General features: G+C 75.6%; 12 protein-coding genes. 3 read left to right on the top strand and 9 right to left on the bottom strand.

What is annotated here, in order from left to right:
• The first annotated feature begins 28 nt into the window (after window positions 1-28).
• Window positions 29-3631, top strand: coding sequence for a bifunctional proline dehydrogenase/L-glutamate gamma-semialdehyde dehydrogenase (locus tag NF338_RS06315; RefSeq protein WP_264029991.1), 3603 nt, complete (start codon window positions 29-31; stop codon window positions 3629-3631).
• A 112-nt stretch (window positions 3632-3743) separates the two neighbouring features.
• Here the strand turns inward: NF338_RS06315 and NF338_RS06310 are convergent, their stop codons facing one another.
• The 7 genes from NF338_RS06310 to NF338_RS06280 all read right to left on the bottom strand — a co-directional run bounded on the left by NF338_RS06310 (window position 3744) and on the right by NF338_RS06280 (window position 12039).
• Window positions 3744-4949 (bottom strand): winged helix DNA-binding domain-containing protein, encoded by a 1206-nt coding sequence (locus NF338_RS06310; RefSeq protein WP_264029990.1) that lies wholly within the window; start codon window positions 4947-4949, stop codon window positions 3744-3746.
• Window positions 4950-5028: 79 nt separating this feature from the next.
• Window positions 5029-6045, bottom strand: coding sequence for a LacI family DNA-binding transcriptional regulator (locus NF338_RS06305; RefSeq protein WP_264029989.1), 1017 nt, complete (start codon window positions 6043-6045; stop codon window positions 5029-5031).
• A 55-nt stretch (window positions 6046-6100) separates the two neighbouring features.
• Entirely contained in the window at window positions 6101-7636 is a 1536-nt protein-coding gene (locus tag NF338_RS06300) for a glycoside hydrolase family 1 protein (protein WP_264029988.1), read from the bottom strand.
• Between the two features lie 139 nt (window positions 7637-7775).
• Entirely contained in the window at window positions 7776-8696 is a 921-nt protein-coding gene (locus NF338_RS06295; RefSeq protein WP_154798131.1) for a carbohydrate ABC transporter permease, read from the bottom strand.
• The gene (locus NF338_RS06290; protein WP_264029987.1) at window positions 8693-9817 is read right to left on the bottom strand and encodes a carbohydrate ABC transporter permease; all 1125 of its coding nucleotides are present in this window, start codon (window positions 9815-9817) and stop codon (window positions 8693-8695) included. Before NF338_RS06290 ends, NF338_RS06295 begins: the two co-directional genes overlap by 4 nt.
• Window positions 9818-9940: 123 nt before the next feature.
• Complete coding sequence (locus NF338_RS06285; RefSeq protein ID WP_264029986.1) at window positions 9941-11275, bottom strand: ABC transporter substrate-binding protein; 1335 nt, start codon at window positions 11273-11275, stop codon at window positions 9941-9943.
• A gap of 263 nt (window positions 11276-11538) precedes the next feature.
• Window positions 11539-12039, bottom strand: a complete 501-nt coding sequence (locus NF338_RS06280) for a DUF2505 domain-containing protein (RefSeq protein ID WP_264029985.1) — start codon at window positions 12037-12039, stop codon at window positions 11539-11541.
• A gap of 155 nt (window positions 12040-12194) precedes the next feature.
• Between NF338_RS06280 and NF338_RS06275 the strand changes: the two genes are divergently transcribed.
• Window positions 12195-13676: a sensor histidine kinase gene (locus NF338_RS06275; RefSeq protein ID WP_264030056.1), complete on the top strand. Its 1482-nt coding sequence runs from the start codon at window positions 12195-12197 to the stop codon at window positions 13674-13676.
• A 150-nt stretch (window positions 13677-13826) separates the two neighbouring features.
• On the opposite strand, the gene NF338_RS06270 is transcribed toward NF338_RS06275, so the two are convergent.
• Window positions 13827-14075 (bottom strand): WhiB family transcriptional regulator, encoded by a 249-nt coding sequence (locus tag NF338_RS06270; protein ID WP_021481972.1) that lies wholly within the window; start codon window positions 14073-14075, stop codon window positions 13827-13829.
• A gap of 234 nt (window positions 14076-14309) precedes the next feature.
• On the opposite strand from NF338_RS06270, the gene NF338_RS06265 reads away from it, so the two are divergent.
• Complete coding sequence (locus NF338_RS06265; protein WP_264029984.1) at window positions 14310-14771, top strand: hypothetical protein; 462 nt, start codon at window positions 14310-14312, stop codon at window positions 14769-14771.
• 19 nt (window positions 14772-14790) lie between these two features.
• Here the strand turns inward: NF338_RS06265 and NF338_RS06260 are convergent, their stop codons facing one another.
• Entirely contained in the window at window positions 14791-19083 is a 4293-nt protein-coding gene (locus NF338_RS06260) for an FtsK/SpoIIIE domain-containing protein (RefSeq protein WP_264029983.1), read from the bottom strand.
• Between the last annotated feature and the right edge of the window lie 14 nt (window positions 19084-19097).

Genomic DNA, 19097 nt, shown 5'->3' with positions numbered 1-19097 from the left:
TCACGGCGACCCGAGGCACCCTGGAGGGATGAGCAACGACGCGCCCGCCCGGCCGCTCCCCACCCCCGGAGCCGTCGGCGACACGACCCTCACCTCCCCGGAAGACCTCGTCGAGGAGGCCGTCGCCCTGGCCGGTCGCTGGCTCGCCGCCAGCGAAGGTGCCGGTGACGCCCGCGCGCGCAGGACCGCCGAGCGGCTCGGCGCGCTCGTCTCCGACCCCACGGGCCTCGAGCTCGCGGTCCGGTTCGTCGACGACGTCGCGCGCCCCCAGGACGTGCATGTCGCCGCACGGGCGCTCGGCCGCCTCGGCGAGCTCGCGGGGCGCGCGGGCTCGTTCCTCGGCCCGGTCGACCGGACGCTCCTGCGCGTCGGGGCGGGCGTCGCGCCCGTGCTGCCGCGCGTCGTCGTGCCGGCCGCGCGCGTGCGCCTGCGCCAGCTCGTGGGGCACCTGGTGGCCGACGCCGGGCGCGGCCTCGGCCCGCACCTCGCCCGGACGCGGGCGGAGGGCTACGCGCTCAACGTCAACCTGCTCGGCGAGGCCGTGCTCGGCGAGGCCGAGGCGGACGCGCGGCTCGAGCGCACGCTCGCGCTCGTGCGGCGTCCCGACGTCGACTACGTGTCCGTCAAGGTGTCGTCCGTCGCGTCGCAGCTCGTCACGTGGGACCTCGACGGGTCGTGCGAGCGCGTCGTCGAGCGGCTCCTGCCGCTCTACCGCGCGGCGCGCGATCACGGCGTCTTCCTCAACCTCGACATGGAGGAGTACAAGGACCTCGCGCTCACGACCGCGGTCTTCCGCGAGATCCTCGCGCACGACGACCTGCACGACCTCGAGGCCGGGATCGTGCTCCAGGCCTACCTGCCCGACGCGCTCGGCGCGCTCGACGGGCTCACGCGGTTCGCGACCGAGCGCGTCGCCGCCGGGGGAGCGCCGATCAAGGTCCGCCTCGTCAAGGGCGCGAACCTCGCGATGGAGGCCGTCGAGGCCGAGCTGCACGGGTGGCCGCAGGCGCCGTACCCGACCAAGCCCGACGTCGACGCGAACTACGTCCGCCTGCTCGACCACGCGCTGCGCGGGCCCCGCACGGACGCGGTGCGGATCGGCGTCGCGAGCCACAACCTGTTCCACGTCGCGCTCGCCGTGCTGCTCGGCCGGGCCCGCGGCGTGAGCCACGCGCTCGACGTCGAGATGCTGCAGGGCATGGCTCCTGGCGAGGCGCGCGCCGTGCGCGACGAGGTCGCGGCCGACCGCGTGGAGGCCGGCCCGCACACGGGGCGCGGCGGGCGCGTCGTGCTGTACACGCCCGTCGTGCGCGACGAGGACTTCGACGTCGCGATCTCCTACCTCGTGCGCCGCCTGGAGGAGAACGCGGCCGAGCAGAACTTCCTGCACGCCATGTTCGCGGACGGCGGCGCCCCCGCGGGCAGCCCGATGGAGCGCCAGGAGGCCGCGTTCCGCGCGTCCGTGCGCCACGGCGTGCACTACGCCGAGACCGACGTGACACCGCGCCGCCGGCCCCGCTCCGCCGTCGAGCCCGGGGTCGCTCCCCAGGAGCCGACCGACGTGGGGACGGATCCCGGGTTCGGCGGGGGCGGTTTCGTGAATGCCGCCGACACCGATCCCGCCGTCGCCGCCGCGCGTGAGTGGGCGCGGCGCGTGACCGGCCCGAACTCCGGGTTCGTGGCCGTGCGCACGCCCGAGCTCACCTCCACCGCCCAGGTGGACGACGCCGTCGCGACCGCCGTGCGCGCGACCGCGGCGTGGGCGCGGGTCGCCCCGACCGCCCGCGCCGCCGCGCTGCGCGCCGTCGCCCGGCGGCTCGAGGAGGCGCGCACCGACCTCGTCGCCGCGATGGTGCACGAGCCGGGCAAGACCGTCGCCGAGGCCGACCCCGAGGTGAGCGAGGCCGTCGACTTCGCGCGCTACTACGCGCGCTCCGCCGAGGAGCTGGAGCACGTGCCCGGCGCCCGGTTCACGCCCGACGGCGTCACGCTCGTCACGCCACCGTGGAACTTTCCCGTCGCGATCCCCGTCGGCGGGGTCCTCGCGGCGGTCGCGGCCGGGTCCGCCGTGCTCGCCAAGCCCGCTCCGCCGACGCCGCGCTGCCTCGAGGTGGCGGTCGAGGCGATCCACGCGGGCCTGCGCGACGCCGTCGCGGCGTCGCCGGGGGACTTCGCGGGCCTGGACGCCGGGTCCGTCACCGAGGTCGTGCAGTACGTCCGCGTCCCCGACGACGAGCTCGGGACGCGCCTCGTGACGCACGACGACGTCGCGCGCGTCGTGCTCACGGGCTCGATCGAGACCGCGCAGCTCTTCGCGCGCTGGAAGCCGTCGCGACCGGTGCTCGCCGAGACGTCGGGCAAGAACGCGCTCGTCATCACACCGTCGGCGGACCTCGACCTCGCGGTCGCGGACCTCGTGCGCTCGGCGTTCGGGCACGCGGGGCAGAAGTGCTCGGCCGCGTCGCTCGCGATCCTCGTCGGCTCGGCGGGCGACCCGCGGACCGAGACGGGGCGGCGCGTGCGGCGCCAGCTCGTGGACGCGGTGCGCTCGCTCGCGGTCGGTCCGGCCACCGACGTCGCGACGACGATGGGCCCGCTCACCGAGCGCGCCTCGGGCAAGCTCCTGCACGCGCTGACGACGCTGGAGCCGGGGGAGTCGTGGCTCGTGCGGCCGCGGCCGCTGGACGGTGGGCCCGACCTGGAGGGCCGGCTCTGGACGCCCGGCCTCAAGGAGGGCGTCGCACCCGGGTCGCCGTTCCACCTCACGGAGTACTTCGGTCCCGTCCTCGGGATCATGACCGCCCCCACGCTCGACGAGGCGATCGCGCTGCAGAACGCCGTCCCGTTCGGGCTCACCGGCGGGATCCACAGCCTCGACGACGCCGAGGTCGCGCGCTGGCTCGACGCCGTCCAGGTCGGCAACGCCTACGTCAACCGGCACATCACCGGCGCGATCGTGCAGCGCCAGTCGTTCGGCGGCTGGAAGCAGTCGGCCGTCGGGCCGGGCGCCAAGGCGGGCGGGCCGAACTACGTGGCGCAGCTCGGCCGCTGGGCCGACGCGACGGGCGCGGGCGCCGACGGGGGCCCGGGCGCGTCGTCGGACACCCCTGCCGCCGGGCCCGCCGCGCCCGACGCCGGGCCGCCCGCGCGCGAGGCCGCGCCCGAGGCGTGGCTCGCGTGGGCGAAGGCCGACGACGCGCGGTGGTGGGAGCGGGAGCTCTCCGCGGAGCACGACCCGTCGGGGCTGCACGTCGAGTCGAACGTGTTCCGCTATCGCCCGGTCGACGTGCTCACGGTGCGGGTCGGCGCGGACGCGCTCCCGGTCGAGGTCGAGCGCGTGCTGCACGCCGCGCGGACGGCGGGCGTCCCGGCGGTGGTCGTGCCGTCGTCCGGTGACGCCGCGGTGAGCGACGACGAGTTCGCGCGCCGCGTCGCGTCGGGCGCGGTCCGGGGTCGCGTCCGCGTGGTCGGGTCGGCGCCCGGGCTGCACGAGGCCGCCGCCGAGCGCGTCGGCGAGGTCACGGTCCTGGACCACCCCGTCGTCGCGAGCGGCCGGCGTGAGCTGCTCACGGTCCTGCACGAGCAGGCCGTCAGCCGCACCACGCACCGGTACGGCCACGTCAAGCGCTGAGCCTGTGTCGCCGCCGAGCGAGGGGGCCCGGTCACGACGGGCCTCTCACTCGACGGGCCAGCGCTCTACCTCGGCGGACCGGGCCTCTCCCTCGCGTGACCAGGGCGCTCGGTCAGCCGGGCGGGGCGACGGTGACCGAGGCCGCGTCGCGGAACGCGCGCAGGCGCTGGGCCTGCTCGCCGACGGCGTCCGCGAGCCCGGCGTCCCACGACACCCACGGATCGGTGAGCACCGTGAGCCGCCGCCCCGACGCGCGGGGCCGCCAGGTCCCGACGACCTCGCCGTCGGCGAGCACGGCTCCGGGCCGTCCGAGCACGCGCCACAGGTCCTGGGCGCGCGCCGCGTCGGGCACGAGCGTGGCGCGGTCGCGGAGCTGGAGGTACGGGTCGTACGGGCCCACGAGCCGGACGACGGGAGTGCCGGCCCCCGCGCGGGCGTCCCGGCGCCGCGCCGCGGCGCCCGCGAGCTGCTCGACGTCGTCGTCCAGCGCCCAGCGCTCGACCGGGCGCGCGCCGGGATCGGCGTCGGTGATCTCCACGCGCACCGCGTCGTCGGGCCAGCGGTCCCGCACGTCCTTGACCGGCGCGTCGAGGAACCCCGCGACGTCCTTCACGCTCGCGGCGGGGAAGAAGCGCAGGTAGCCGCGCACGACGTCGAGCCGCGGCTCGGCCTCGACCCCGAGCCGACCGTAGACCGGCGGGTCGAGGCCCGGTACCCGCCGCAGCACCGGCGGCGACGTGCCGGGCTCGAGCTCGAGCCCCGCCTGGAGCGCCGCGAGACGGAACGTCTGCTCGTAGCTGTGCGTCGCGCCGCACGACCGGCACCAGCGCAGGTGCGGCTCGGGGAGGCGCTGCGTGAGCCGCGTCGAGAGGTCCCCCTTGACGGTCGGCTCGACGACGATCTCGCGCTCGAGCCGCGCCTGCGTGCGCAGAGCGTCGAGCACGCCGAGGCCCGCAGCGCGCAGGGGCTTGCTCGCGTCGAAGACCCGCTTGGCGGCGTCGGCCTCGGAGAGCGGGGCGGTCGCGACGGCGACGTCGCCCAGGTCCGCGCGACGGTAGACGTGCGGCGCGCCGCGCAGGGTCCACGCGAGGGCGAGGTCCGGCGGCAGGGTGCCCGGCGCGACGGCCGGGGCGCCGCGGACGGCGAGGGCCCAGGCGGCGCCGTCGGGGCCCGTGTCCTGCACGCCCAGGTCGAGCACGGCGACGTCGCCGGCCGCGGCAGCCGTGCCCGGCGCCCGGTCGAGCTGCTGGGCGTGCCAGCGCGCGGTGAGGACGTCGACCCGCGAGACCGTGGTCGGGGGAGCCGAGGACGGGTTCACGACCTCAGGCTACGGTCGCCCACCCACGCCGCCACGGGGTCGGTGCGACCGGGTCCGTGGCAGGCCTGGCCGTCGCCGGTCAGACCGAGTCGCGCTCGACGAGTTCGGGAGAGAGGACCTGCGACGCGATCTCGTCCCCACGCCCCCCGACGAGCTCGAGCAGGAGGTCGGTCGCACCGCGCACCATCTCGACCATCGGGTTCTGGACCGTGGTGAGGGGCGGGACGGTCGACGCGGCGGTCGCGAGGTTGTCGAACCCGACCACGGACACGTCGCGCGGCACGTCGCGCCCGTGCGCCGCGAGGACGCGCAGCGCACCCTCGGCCATGAGGTCCGAGGCGACGAACAGGCCGTCGACGTCCGGGTGCGTCGCGAGGATGCGCTCCATCGCCGCCGCACCGCCCGAGACGGCGAAGTCGCCGATCTCGACCGCGTCGTCGGGCAGGCCGGCGCCTTGCAGCACCTCGCGCCAGCCCGTGAGCCGGTCGACGCCGGCCGTCATGTCCTGCGGGCCGGCGATCGTCGCGATGCGGCGGCGACCCGCCTCGACGAGCCGACGTGCCGCGAGACGGCCGCCCTCGACGTTGTCGACGTCGACGTAGAGGAGGTCGGGCGTCGGTCGGAACGGCCGCCCGACGAACACGGCGGGCAGCCGGGCCGCGAGCAGCGCCTCCTCGAGCTCGTCGTCGCGGTGGTGCGACGCGACGATCGCGCCGTCCACGTGCCCGCTGCTCAGGTACCGCACGATGCGGCCCGGCTGCTCGTCGGGCCGCGCGAACAGCAGGACGAGCTGCAGGTCCGTGCCGCCGAGCGCCGCGCTGACGCCGCGCATCGTGCCCGCGAGGAACGGGTCGGTGAGGATGCGCTCGTCCGGCTCGGGGACCACGAGGGCGATCGAGTCGGTGCGGCGCGTCACGAGGGAGCGGGCGGCACGGTTGGGCGTGTAGCCGAGCTGGGCGACGGCGGCGTCGACCGCCGCCTGGGCCTCGGGCGACACGCGCAGGCCGCCGTTGATCGCGCGCGACGCGGTCGAGCGCGAGACACCCGCCGTCTGGGCCACCTCGTCCAGGGTCGGCGCGGAGCGCAGGCTGTTCATCAGGACAGTATCCCGCGCGCGCCCGGCCGACCGCACCGCCCCGCTCACCGTGTCGTCACTCCCCGGCGGCGGCGTCCGCGGCGGACGCGTCGCGCGCCGGCACCGCGTTGTCGCGCGCGACCTGCGCGTACCAGGCGCCGCTCGCCTTGACCGTGCGCTCCTGCGTCTCGTAGTCGACGCGGACGATGCCGAACCGCTTGGTGTAGCCGAGCGCCCACTCGAAGTTGTCGAGCAGCGACCAGGCGAAGTACCCGCGCACGTCCGCGCCGGCGTCGATCGCGTCGCGCGTCGCCCGCAGGTGCGCGTCGATGAACTCGAGCCGGTCCTGGTCGTCCACCGCGCCGTCCTCGCCGACCTGGTCGGGGTAGGCCGCGCCGTTCTCCGTGATGTACATCGCCACGCCGCGCGGGCCGGTGAAGTCCTGCTGCAGGCGCGTGAGCAGGCGCGTCAGCCCCTCGGGCTGCACCTCCCAGCCCATGTCCGTGCGGGGCAGCCCGCGCGAGCGGTCGTGCGCGTCGTCCGCGGCCGGGAAGGGCGACGACGTCGTGCGCACCGGCGCGTCGGCCGCGGGCTCGTCGCGCACGCCCTCGGGGCGCGTCCCGCCGCCGGACTCGGCCGGGGGCAGCGGGTGACCCGAGACGGCGCCGCCGTTGTAGTAGTTGACCCCGAGCGTGTCGATCGGGGTGGAGATGATCTCGAGGTCGCCGTCCTTGACGTGGTCGAGCAGCCCGTAGGGCGCGACGTCCTCCAGGACGTCCGCCGGGTACTCGCCGTGGAAGACGGGGTCGAGGAAGATCCGGTTGAACTGCCCGTCGATGCGGCGCGCGGCGTCGACGTCGGCCGGGTCCTGCGGGTCGACCGGGTCGGAGACCGTGAAGTTCAGCGTCAGGCCGAGGTTCGCCTCGGGCGCGCGCTCGCGCAGCGCCTGGACGGCGAGACCGTGGCCGAGCAGCAGGTGGTGCGCCGCGGCGAGGCCGTCCTCGCGCGACTGGCGACCGGGCGCGTGCACGCCCGCGGTATACCCGAGGAAGGCGGAGCACCACGGCTCGTTGAGCGTCGTCCACACGCCCACGCGGTCGCCCAGCACCTCGTGCATCGTCACCGCGTACTCGGCGAAGAGGTACGCCGTGTCGCGCGACGTCCAGCCGCCCTTCTCCTCGAGCGCCTGCGGCAGGTCCCAGTGGTAGAGCGTGAGCCACGGCAGGATGTCCGCGCCGAGCAGCTCGTCGACGAGGCGGTCGTAGAACGCCAGCCCGGCCGGGTTGACGGCGCCCCCGTCGGGACGCACGCGGGCCCACGACGTCGAGAACCGGTAGGTCCCGAGGTTGAGGCTGCGCATGAGCGCGACGTCCTCGCGGTAGCGGTGGTAGTGGTCGCACGCGACCATGCCGTCGTCGCCGTTCACGACGGCGCCCGGGACGCGGGCGAACGCGTCCCACACGGAGTCCGTCCGACCGTCCGTGTGCCCGGCGCCCTCGATCTGGAACGCGGCGGTCGCGGCGCCCCAGAGGAAGCCCGGGGGCATCTCGACGCGCCCGGTCGCGGTCGCCGGGTTCGGGAGGAGGGGCGCGGACGGGACGAAGCTGGTCATGGGTCGATTGTCCTTCGAGAGGTCGAGGAATGGCGCGCGGGCGGGCCGGTGGGCCGCCCGCGCGACGGTCGGCCGCACGGCCGGTCGCGCGCCACGCCGAGGTGGCGCGCGACCGGGTGCCGCGCGGTGGCGCCGGGCGTCAGCCCTTGACGGCGCCCTGCATGATGCCCGCCACGAGCTGGCGGCCGGTGAAGATGAAGATGACGATCAGCGGCAGGGTCACCAGGAAGATCCCCGCCATCACGAGCGAGTAGTCGACGAAGAAGTTCGCCTGGAGGGACCGCACCACGAGTGGCAGCGTCGGGTTGTTCTGGTTGAGCACGATCGACGGCCAGAAGAAGTTCGTCCACTGCTGCACGAACGTGAACAGACCGAGCATCGCGGCGGCGGGACGCGCCGCGGGGAGCGCGATCGACCAGAACGTGCGGAACATCGACGCACCGTCGACGCGGGCCGCCTCGATGAGCTCGTACGGCAGCGCCTCGCCGAGGTACTGCGTCATCCAGAAGACGCCGAACGCGGTGACGAGCGCCGGCACGATCACGGCCTGGAGCTTCCCGATCCAGCCGAGGTCCGACATGAGGATGTACATCGGGATGACGCCGAGCTGCGTCGGGACCGCCATCGTCGCGATGACGAACACGAGCAGCGGCCCGCGCCCGCGGAACCGGAGCTTGGCGAACGAGAAGCCCGCGAGCGTCGAGAAGAGCACGACGGACAGCGACGTGAGGACCGCGACGACCACCGAGTTCCAGGCGGCCTTCCAGAAGTTGATCGCGTCCGAGTTCATGACCTCGGCGAACCGGTCGAACAGGCTCGCGTCCGGCAGGAGCTGCGGCAGCGCGCTGCGCGAGATCTCCTCCGGCGTGGAGGAGCCCAGGATCAGCGTGAAGTACAACGGGAAGATCGAGACCAGCAGGACGACCCCGAGGATCGTGTACGTGACCCACCGGGGGCGGCGCTGGGTGCCGCCGACGTTCTTCCCGGCGCCGCGGCGTCGGGCGGCGGCGCGGGCCGCACCCGGCCCGGCGGTCTGGGCGATGACGGGGACGGAGCTCATCGCTTCCTCCGGTCGGTCGTGCTGGCGGCGGTCGGTGCGGGCGCCTGGTCCCCGGGCGCGGAGCGCTGGGCGGACATGGCACCCTCGGCGCGCAGGCGCTTCTGGGTCTCACGACGCCGTCTGACCCACCGGGGCGGGCGCGGCTGGGCGTTGGACGTGGAGATCCGTCGGGTGACGAGGAAGTTGACGATCCCGACGAGGATGATGAGGAGGAACAGCAGCCAGGCGACGGCGGCCGCACGGCCGAAGTTCTTCTGGTTGCCCCAGGCGACGTCGTAGAGGTAGAGCACGGTGGTCATCCACTGGCGGTCGGCGCCGCCGAGGCCCTGCGCGTCGAACATGCGCGGCTCGTCGAAGATCTGCAGGCCGCCGATCGTCGACGTGATGACGACGAAGATGATCGTGGCGCGGATCTGCGGGACGGTCACGGAGAAGAACTGGCGGACGCGGCCGGCGCCGTCGATGATCGCGGCCTCGTAGAGCTCGCGCGGCACGGCCTGCATCGCGGCGAGGAAGATCAACGCGTTGTAGCCGGTCCAGCGGAAGTTCACCATCGACGCGATGGCGACGTGGCTCGCGAGCGCGTCCGCGTGCCAGCGGATCGGCTCGATGCCGACGAAGCCCAGCAGCTCGTTGATGAGACCGTACTGGTCGGCGAAGAGGCGACCGAAGATCATCGAGACCGCGACGGGGGCGACGACGTACGGGAGCAGGACCCCCATGCGCCAGAACGTCGCGGCGCGGAGGTTCTGGTCGAGCAGCGCGGCGATCGCGATGGCGGCGATCACCTGCGGCACGGACGACAGCACGAAGATCGAGACGGTGTTGCGCAGCGACTTCCAGAACGTCGGCTGCGCGAGGACGTCCGTGTAGTTCTGCAGGCCGACGAAGTCGCCCTGACCGCCGAGCAGGTTCCAGTCGTAGACCGACACCACGGCCGTGTACACGAGCGGGAAGAGCCCCGTGATCGCGAACAGGATGAAGAAGGGCGAGATGTAGAGGTAGGGCGAGACCTTGACGTCCCAGCGGCTCAGGCGCTGGGAGAAGCCGACGCGTCGCGGCGTGCGCGGCGTCGGCCCGCTGAGCCCGGGGGAGGGCTGGGTGGGCGAGAGGACGGCCATGTGGGATTCCTGGGCTGCTGGTGACTGCGGGTGGCGGTCGGGCGGCCGCCGGGGCGGCGGCGCCCGGCGGTGGACGCGAGCGGGGCCGGGGCGGCACCGTGGTGCCGCCCCGGCCCCGTCAGGTCACAGACCCAGGTCCTTGAAGGACTGGAGCGTCTTCTGCCACGACGACGCGCCGTCGTCGGTCTTCTCGACGTCCACGCGCTTGATGCCGTCCTGGACGGTCGTGTGGATCGAGAAGTAGTTGGCGCCCTTGAACGGGGCGCTGTCGATCCCCGCGGCGCGAGCGGCGAAGATCTCGCCGACAGGCGCGTTGTTGAAGAAGTCGTTCGTGGTGGACTTCACCTCGTCCGAGCTCTGCACCTCGACCTGCGAGGGGAACGTGCCGGCGTTCGTGAACGCGATCGTCTGCTGCTCGGGGGCGGTCAGCCACGCGGCGAGCTCCTTGGCCGCCTCGGCGTTCGGGCCGGAGGCCGGGACGGTGAGGAACGAGCCGCCCCAGTTGAGGCCGCCGCCGGGGAACACGTCCGCGACGTTCCAGCCGGTGACGCCGCCCGCACGCTCCTCGATCGGACCCGTCATCCACGCGGGGCAGATCATCGTCGCGAAGCCGTCGTTCTGGAACGCCGCGTTCCAGTCGTCGGTCCACTGCTCGAGGCCCGCGGAGAGCTCGTTGGTCGTGGACTGCTCGAGGACGGTGTCGTAGATGTCGATGATCGGCTGGTTCGTCGCGAGGTCCTTGGGCGTGCCGTCGGACTCCTCGTAGGCGTTGTCGATCTGGTTGACCATGCCCTGCGAGATCGACATCGCGGAGTCGTACCAGGCCGCGTCGCTCGCGGCGACGAAGGTCTGGCCCGCGGCGAAGTAGTCGTCCCACGTCGCGTCCGCGCCGCCGAGGAGCTCCGCCACCTCGGCGGGGTCGGTCGGCAGGCCGGCGGCCTCGAAGAGGTCCTGGCGGTAGCAGATCGCGCTCGGGCCGATGTCGGTGCCGTAGCCGATGAGCTTGCCGTCCGGCGTCGTGGCCTGCTGGACCTTCCAGTCCAGCCAGCGGCCGTCGAGCTCGGGGTCGGCCAGGTCGGTGAAGAGGTCCGGGAACTGCACGAGCTCGGGGATCCAGTCGACCTCGATGGCCTCGATGTCCGCCAGGCCTTCGCCGCCGGCGGCGAGCTTGGTGGTGAGGTTGGTGCGCGCGTCCTCGGACTTGGCGGCCTTGACCTGCTTCACGGTGACGTCCGGGTGCGTCTCCGAGTAGGAGGCCAGGAGCTCGTCGGTGTAGCCGAAGTCGTTGAACGTGGCCACGGTGAGGGTGATCTTCTCGCCGTCGCCGGAACCCGTCTCGTCGTCGTTCGAGCCGGAGCCGCTCGAGCACGCGGTCAGGGTGAGGGTGATGGCCGCGAGGCCTGCGACGGCGGCGATCGCCTTGCGGGGCCGGCGGGTCGTACGGGTGCTGCTCAGCACGGTGACTCCCTTGTCGGTGGGGCGGGGTCGTGGCAGCGCTCCCACCTCCAAGTGGTAGCGCTTCCACACAACGGGGTGATCGTGCTTTCCCTGCCGAACCCGTGTCAAGCGCCGGTTGCCCTCCGCGAGGTGTGGTCGCGCTCCCACTCACATATCACCGCAGGTCAGAGCGTTCTCATGATCTACCGATCGGTCGGGTTATGCGGAAATCGTTACCGGTTCGAGACCGGCTCCGCGGGGCTCGCGGGCACCCGCGCGCGACCTCAGCGGGCGAGCCACTCCCGGCCCGCGGCCTCCTCCGCCGCCAGCGCGGCGCGGACGGCCTCGGCGGCGGCCTGCTCGATCGCGCCCCCGAACAGCGGCACCGAGGCCTTCACCTCGCCCGCGTAGCGCTCGACGGTGCCGTCGCCGTCGGGGGAGAGCGTGACCGTGCCGGTGAGCCGCACGGGGGCGCCGGTGATCTCGAGCGACACGGTCCCGGACCGCTCGCCCGCGCGCTCCGGCTCCCACGCCTCGGCCTGCCGGATCTCGAGCTGGCCGCCGACGAAGGACCGGACGTGCGCCGGGATCTGGTCGGTGGGCAGGGTGCGGCGCACCGTCACCGTGAACCCCTCGACGGCGCCGCCGGTGACGTCGACCTGCTCGACGTGGGCCCCGTCGCCACCCGAGCGCGCGGCGCGCCAGCGGACGAACTCCTCGTCGGCGAGCATCGTGCCGACCACGGGGACGGCGGCGGGGTAGCGGAGCTCGACGCTCAGGTGCACGGGACCTCCTCGGGCCCTGGGCCGACCTGCCGCCGGCCCGGGCGGGTCGGCCACAGGTCGGTCGCAGGTCGGTCGACGGGTTCGGGCGCCCGCGCGCGCGGGCGCTGAGGGGACTCTACCGGTCCGGCCCCCTTACGCTGGGGTCCGTGTCTGCCATGAGTGACCTCATCTCCCGCCACGCCGACCTCAGCCCGGCGGACAACGAGTGGTTGCACCTGCTCGTGGGCGACTGGCAGGTGATCTCCGACCTCGCGTTCGCCGACCTCGTGCTGTGGCTCCCCACGACCGACGGCAACTTCGTCGCGGTGTCGCAGTGCCGCCCGTCGACCGGCGCGACCGTCCACTACGACGACATCGTCGGCTCGTTCGCGCCCGAGGGGCAGCGCCCCCAGCTCGAGCGCGCCCTCACCGAGGTCCGCTCGCAGCGCTCGCGCGAGCCGCGCTGGTTCGGCGCGTACGCCGTGCGCGAGGAGGCCATCCCGGTCCTGCACTCCGGGCGCGCGATCGCCGTCGTGGCGCGGCAGACGAACCTCGGCAGCGGCCGCACGCCGAGCCGCCTCGAGCTCAACTACGTCGAGGCCGCGGACGACCTCATCGCGATGATCTCGCGCGGCGAGTTCCCCTTCCCCAACGCCGCGACCGGCCCGCGCCGGGGTGCCCCGCGCGTCGGTGACGGCCTCATCCGGCTGAACTCCGAGGGCGAGGTCCTCTACGCGAGCCCCAACGCGCTGAGCTGCTTCCATCGCCTCGGCGTCATCGGCCCGCTCGTCGGGCGGTCGCTCGCCGAGGTGACGGCCGACCTCATCGAGCACCAGACGCCCGTCGACGAGTCGCTCCCGCTCGTGGTCATGGGCCGGGCGCCGTGGCGCACGGAGATCGAGGCGCAGCGCGTCGCGCTCTCGCTGCGCGCGCTGCCGCTCACCGAGTCCGGCCAGCGCATCGGCGCCGTCCTGCTGTGCCGCGACGTGTCCGAGCTGCGGCGGCGCGAGCGCGAGCTCATCACCAAGGACGCGACGATCCGCGAGATCCACCACCGCGTGAAGAACAACCTCCAGACGGTTGCTGCGCTCCTGCGCCTGCAGGCCCGGCGCATGGACGTGCCCGAGGCGCGCGCCGCGCTCGAGGAGGCCATGCGCCGCGTCGCGACGATCGCCCTGGTGCACGAGAGCCTGTCGCAGACCCTCGACGAGGAGGTCGAGTTCGACGACATGGTGGGCCGGGCCCTGCGCCTCGCCGCCGACGTCGCGTCGGCGGACACGAGCGTCCGCACCGTCCGGACCGGCAGCTTCGGCCTCGTGCCCGCCGAGGACGCGACCCCGCTCGCGCTCATCCTCACCGAGCTCGTCACCAACGCCGTCGAGCACGGCCTCTCCAAGCAGGACACCGGGACCGTCGAGGTCGCGGTCGAGCGCGAGGGCTCCGCCCTGCGCATCGTGGTCGCGGACGACGGCATCGGCATGCCCGACGGCGACGTCGCCCGGGCGGGAAAGGCCGCGAAGAGCGGCCTGGGGACCCAGATCGTGCGCACGCTCGTGACGAACGAGCTCGGCGGCTCCATCGAGTGGTCGCCGCGCCCGGGCGGGGGGACGCAGGTCGTGCTCGCGCTCGTCCTGCGCGACGGCAACCGGCAGGGCTGAGCCCTCAGGTCGCGGCGCGACCGCCCGGTACGACGGCGACGGCCCGGTACGACTTCCGGGTGCGACGACGGGCCGCCACCCCGGAGGGTGACGGCCCGTCGTCGACGTGCTGCTCGACGCCCGTGGCGGGCGGAGCGGTGCGGAGCGTGGTCAGCCGGCGCGGCGCGCGCGGGCGGTGCGGCGCTTGAGGGCGCGGCGCTCGTCCTCGGAGAGGCCGCCCCAGACGCCCGCGTCCTGCCCGGACTCGATGGCCCACTTGAGGCACGTGTCGACGACGTCGCAGCGACGGCACACGGCCTTCGCCTCCTCGATCTGCAGGAGCGCGGGGCCCGTGTTGCCGATCGGGAAGAAGAGCTCGGGGTCTTCGTCGAGGCAGGCTGCGCGGTGGCGCCAGTCCATGGTCGTCGTCTCCTTGGCAGAGGGGAGCCTGGTCGCGAGGTGATGACTCGTCGCGGATGCCCGGCAGGGGGCTGCCTGGACCAGGGCTCGAGGCGGGGGTGATTGATGCTTGAACCAGGTTCACACCTCGTGAAGCGCAGCACAAGGGGTTACGAGAAAGTTTCCGTCGCATGAATCGTGAGGCCTTCGTCACACGGGTGTGAAGCCGCAGGTCGGCGCGTACGCTGGGTGATCGTGCCTCCTCGCAAGCCCTCCGGACACCCGCCCGAGCAGCCCCCGCCGACGCCTGACCCGGCGCCCGACGGCGCGTCGCGACCCCCGGCGCTGACCGCGCTCCTCGTCGGGGTCGGGCTCGAGGTCGCGGTCCTCGTCGTCGGCGCGGTCCTCCTCCTCGTCGAGCTCGTGCGCGGCGGGTCGCAGTCGTTCGGGGTCAGCGTGTTCCTCGTCATCTTCGCGCTGGGCGTCGCCGCGGTGCTCGCCGCGAGCCTGCGCGGCCTGCTGCGCGGGCAGCGCTGGGCGCGGTCGCCGGTCGCGACCTGGCAGATCCTGCAGGGCGTCGTCGCGATCAGCTCGCTCCAGGTCGGCGTGACGCCCTGGGTCGTCGTCGCGCTCGTGCTCGCCGTCGTGGTCCTGGTCCTGCTCATGCTGCGTCCGGTCGTCGAGGCGACGACCCGCGACTCCCGGGCCGCGACCTGACACCTCGACGCCCGGCGCGTCAGTGCTGATGCCCGGACGACTCGTCCCCCGACGTCCCTGACGGTCGATCGTCCACCGAGGGCAGCGCGAGCTGCACCGGGGTGAGCCGGGCGCCCTGGACGAGCACCCCACGGCCGGGCCGCGGCCGCCCCGGCTCGGCGAGCCACTCGAGGCCACGACCGAACACCTCGGCGCTGCCACGTTCACCCGGCGCCAGGACGACACCGCTGCGCACCCCGCGCAGGTCCGCGAGCGGGCCGCGCAGCGCGGACGCGGCCCCGCCGGTCGTCGCGGAGGCGAGGAGCACGAGACCGTCCCGGCACGCCGCCGCGAGCCGCTCGCCCTCGACCGCGCAGAGCTGGACGAGGACGTCCAGGTCGTCGACCACGACGACCCCTGGCGGTCCCGGCGGCCCGCCGTCGCGCCGGCCCTCCGGCACCTTCTCCCGCGGGGTCGCGCGGGCGGTCGTGCGCGTGCCGGTGGCGACGGCGTCGAGGAGCGCGCCGACGTCCGCCGGCGCGTAGCGCCGCACGACGATCGTCGGAGGACCTGCCGCGGCGGCGAGGGTCTCGTCGCGGGCGACGACCGCGGCGAGGACGCCCTCGCGCGCCAGATGCCGAGCGAGGAGGACCAGCGCGCTCGTGCGTCCCGAGCCGGGCGGTCCGACGACGAGCGCTCCCCGCGACACGTCCAGCGTGACGGTGCCGGCGACGTCGCCGCCCCGGCCCACCGGGATCTGGAGCCCGCCGGCCGCCGCGCGCGGTCCGGACGCTGCGGGGCGTGGGACGAGGGAGGTGAGCTCGGCGGGCACGACCCGCTCGGGCAACGGCAGGAGCCGGAACGCGCCGGCCGGGGCGCCTCGGTCCGGAGCGCCCGACCCGGTGCGGGCGGCCGGGGGCGTCGTCCTCCCGGGACCGGGCCCCGGTGGCGGTGCCGCCGGGAGGGCGACCTGGCACAGGACCGGCTCACCGGGTCCGAGCCACACGGCGCGCCCCGGCGGGCCTCCCCGCCCGGCGAGCGCCGCCGGCACGCCCAGCGACACGTCGTCGTGACGGTCGCGGGACACCATGACCGCCCGCACCCCGACCAGCGACGACAGCCCCGCGACCGTCGGGCCGCCGCACCCCACGGCGACGGCGGCGGGGCCGGCGAGCACGTCCGTGAGCGCGTCTGCGCCGGCCCCGCCCGCCAGCCCCGCGAGCACCGACCGGACGGCGTCGACGTCGTCCACGAGCAGGAGCGCCCGGGCGACGGCGTCGGTCCCCGGGGGCCGCTCCTGCCCGTCGTCGTGACCGGCGAGCAGCCGGAGGAGGCGGACGAGGCGGCGCGGGTCGTCGCGGTCGACGACGGTCCCCGTCCCGGGGTGGGCCGCGAGGTCGGCGAGCCCCGACCCGACGGCGTGGACGGTCCACCCGCGGTCGACAGCCGCCCGTCCCAGGGCACGCAGGGCCGTCGTGCGGCCTGAGCGGGCCCGGCCCAGCACCGCGAGGTGCCCGTCGCGCGGGTCCCAGCGGACGACCGTCCGGCGCTGGAGGTCGGGGACGTCACCGAGCGCGACGGGCAGCGTCGCGAGCCCGCTGCGTGCCGCTCCCCCCGCGAGGCCGAACCGGCCCTCGCCGGACCGCGCCGGGACGTCCGACGGGTCCTCCGGGAGGTCGCCGGTCCGGACCTCGCCGTCGTGCGCGACGTCGGCGAGGTCGTCCGGACCGACACGATCAGGCAGGGCGGGCAGCCACGGCGGCGGCGCCGGTCGCAGGCCGGCGCGCTCTGCGACCTCGCGGAGCGCGGCCACGATCCGGGGAAGCTCGTCGTCCGCGGCCCGGGGCGCTGCCGCGCCGGGGGCGCCGTCGTCGTGCGGGGGGAAGGCTCGGCGAGCGAGGCCTCGCGCGACGCCCCACGGGGGAGCGGCGCGCGCACCCGACGCCGGGACGGGCGCGGGCGCCCCGGCACGGGCGCACTGCACCGCGAGCGGCGGTTCGGCGCCCCGGCGCAGGACGAGCCGTCCCGGCGCCGAGGCCGGGACGAGCGCCGCGAGCGGTGACTCGACGATGTCGCGCGAGTCGGCGACGTCGACCACCCGCAGGGCGAGACGCAGGGTGATGTTGGCCCGCACGTCGGCGCTCACCGCCCCGGCGGGCCGCTGCGTCGCCAGGACGAGGTGCACGCCGAGCGAGCGGCCCTGGGCGGCGACGCGCAGCAGCCCGGGCAGCAGGTCGGGCAGGTCGTCGGCGAGCGCCCGGAACTCGTCCACCACGACGACGAGCCGTGGCAGGCGCCCGCGAGGAAGCTCGTCGATGCCCGTCGCCCCCGCCGCGGCGAGCACGTGCTCGCGCCGGCGCAGCTCGGACCGCAGCCCGGCGAGGGCGCGGCCGGCGAGTCCCGGGTCGAGGTCGGTCACCGTGCCCACGACGTGCGGCAGGCGCCCGCAGGCCCCGAAGCTCGCGCCGCCCTTGAAGTCGACGAGCGCGAACGACAGCTCCTCCGGCGAGCGCCCGAGCGCGAGCCCCGCGACGAGGGTCTGCAGGAGCTCCGACTTGCCCGCGCCCGTGGTCCCGGCGACGAGCACGTGCGGGCCGTCGCGGACGAGGTCCACGGCCACCGTCGCGCCTCCGGGGCCGACGCCGAGCACGGCCCGCAGGCCGGTCCCGTCGCGGCGCGCCGCGTCCTGCCAGCGGGCGTCGACCCACGTGGTGAGGTCGTCCGGGACCGTCGGCAGGCCGAGGAGCTGGCCGAGCGCGACGTCCGCCGGCAGCGCGGGGGAGGTCGGGTCGCCGGGGTCGCGCCCGGCCGGGTCGGTACCGTCGAGCCGGCCGAGGTGCTCCGCCGCGGCGATCCGGCGCGCGAGCGCGACGGCCCAGTCCTGGCCCGCTCCGACGTGCTCCCGCACGGTGCGCGCTCCGTCCGGGCCGGTGACCACGGCGGTCGGCCCGGTCACGTCCACGACTGTCCTGCACCACGCCGGGACGCGGGCCGCGTCGTCGAGCACGAGGAGCAGGTCGGTCCCCGCGGGCCCGAGCCGCTCCCAGGCCCGCGCCAGCTCGCCCGCGGGCAGGGCGCCGTCGACGACGAGGACGGTCGCCGCGCCGGTCGGGGGTCGTACGGTCTCCAACGAGTCGACGGTGCTCGCGCGCGAGAGCCAGCCGCACCAGGCCCAGTCGGACGCGACGCGCGGCGGGTGCCGGACGACCGGCACGGAGCCCGTCGACAGGAGCTCCCCGAGGACGGCCCGTGCGGCGGCGAGCGCGGCGGCGCGCGGACCGACGACGGCGACGCACCCGTCAGGGAGCCGCACCCGCGGGACCGGGATGGCCGCGGCGGTGCCGGGTCCCACGCCGGGGCCGGGCGGCGCCGTGCCGGGGAGCGCCGTGGCCGGTGCGAGCCGGGCGACAGCCGCCCAGGTGAGCGCGTCGGCGGGCCGCGGCCGCAGCGGGTCGACGGGCGTCGTCGCGGCGCGGCGTCGACGGGCCTCGACGAGCGCGGGGACGAGGAGCGCCAGCGGCCCGGCGAGCGCGAGCAGCGCGTAGAGCGGCTGGCGGAAGGTCACGGCGAGGGCGAGCGAGGCGACCGCGGGGGCGGCCGCGGTCGCGAGGAAGCCGGCGCTCGGCCGGCCCGGTGCCGCGTCGACGGACGAGGGGCCGGCGGGGCCGGTGCGAGGCCCGTGCACCAGGACGGGGCGAGGTCGCAGGGCGTAGACGCCCTGCGGGGTGACGAGGGCGTCGCCCGCGCGCCAGCGGACCGCACGCCACGACGCGACCCGGCGACCGGCCCGGGCGGGCCGCGCGACGAGGACCGCCGCGTCGTCGGGCACGCGCCGGGAGCCACGCGGTGCGCGGACCCGGACCCGCACGCCGCGGCGGGAGACGCGCCGGCGGAGGTCGAGCCCGTCGACCCGGGTGCGGCCCGCGCCGTCCGGGACGGCGACGAGCCGGCCCGCGTCCCCGCCGGCGAGGACGGCGACGTGGAGCGGCGCGGCGAGCACGTCGTCCGGGCGTGCCGCCCCGGCGACGGCCCTCCCCCCGCGGGACGCGACCGCGACCGTCGCTCCGGGGAGCAAGGGGCGGGTCCCGCAGCGCTGGTCGTCGTCGACCGGGACGCCGTCCACGAGCAGGGCGGCGGTGCGCAGCTCCGGGCGGCACACGAGGTCGGCGACACCGGCGCGCACGTCGCCGAGGCGCGCCCCGGCCGGGAGCAGGACGTCCGTGCCCGGGTGCACCGTGACGCGCAACCACGACTCGTCGGCCGGCGCGGCGCGCCCCGGCGCGGCCGGGGCGGGGCCGGTGACGGGGGACGGCGGGGCGGGGGCGGCTGGCACGCGCCGATGGTGCC

This window comes from Cellulosimicrobium sp. SH8 (genome assembly GCF_025818875.1).
Lineage (GTDB): Bacteria > Actinomycetota > Actinomycetes > Actinomycetales > Cellulomonadaceae > Cellulosimicrobium > Cellulosimicrobium cellulans_D.
Note: the sequence above shows the minus strand (reverse complement) of the source record. Positions and strands in the feature narration are given on the sequence as shown.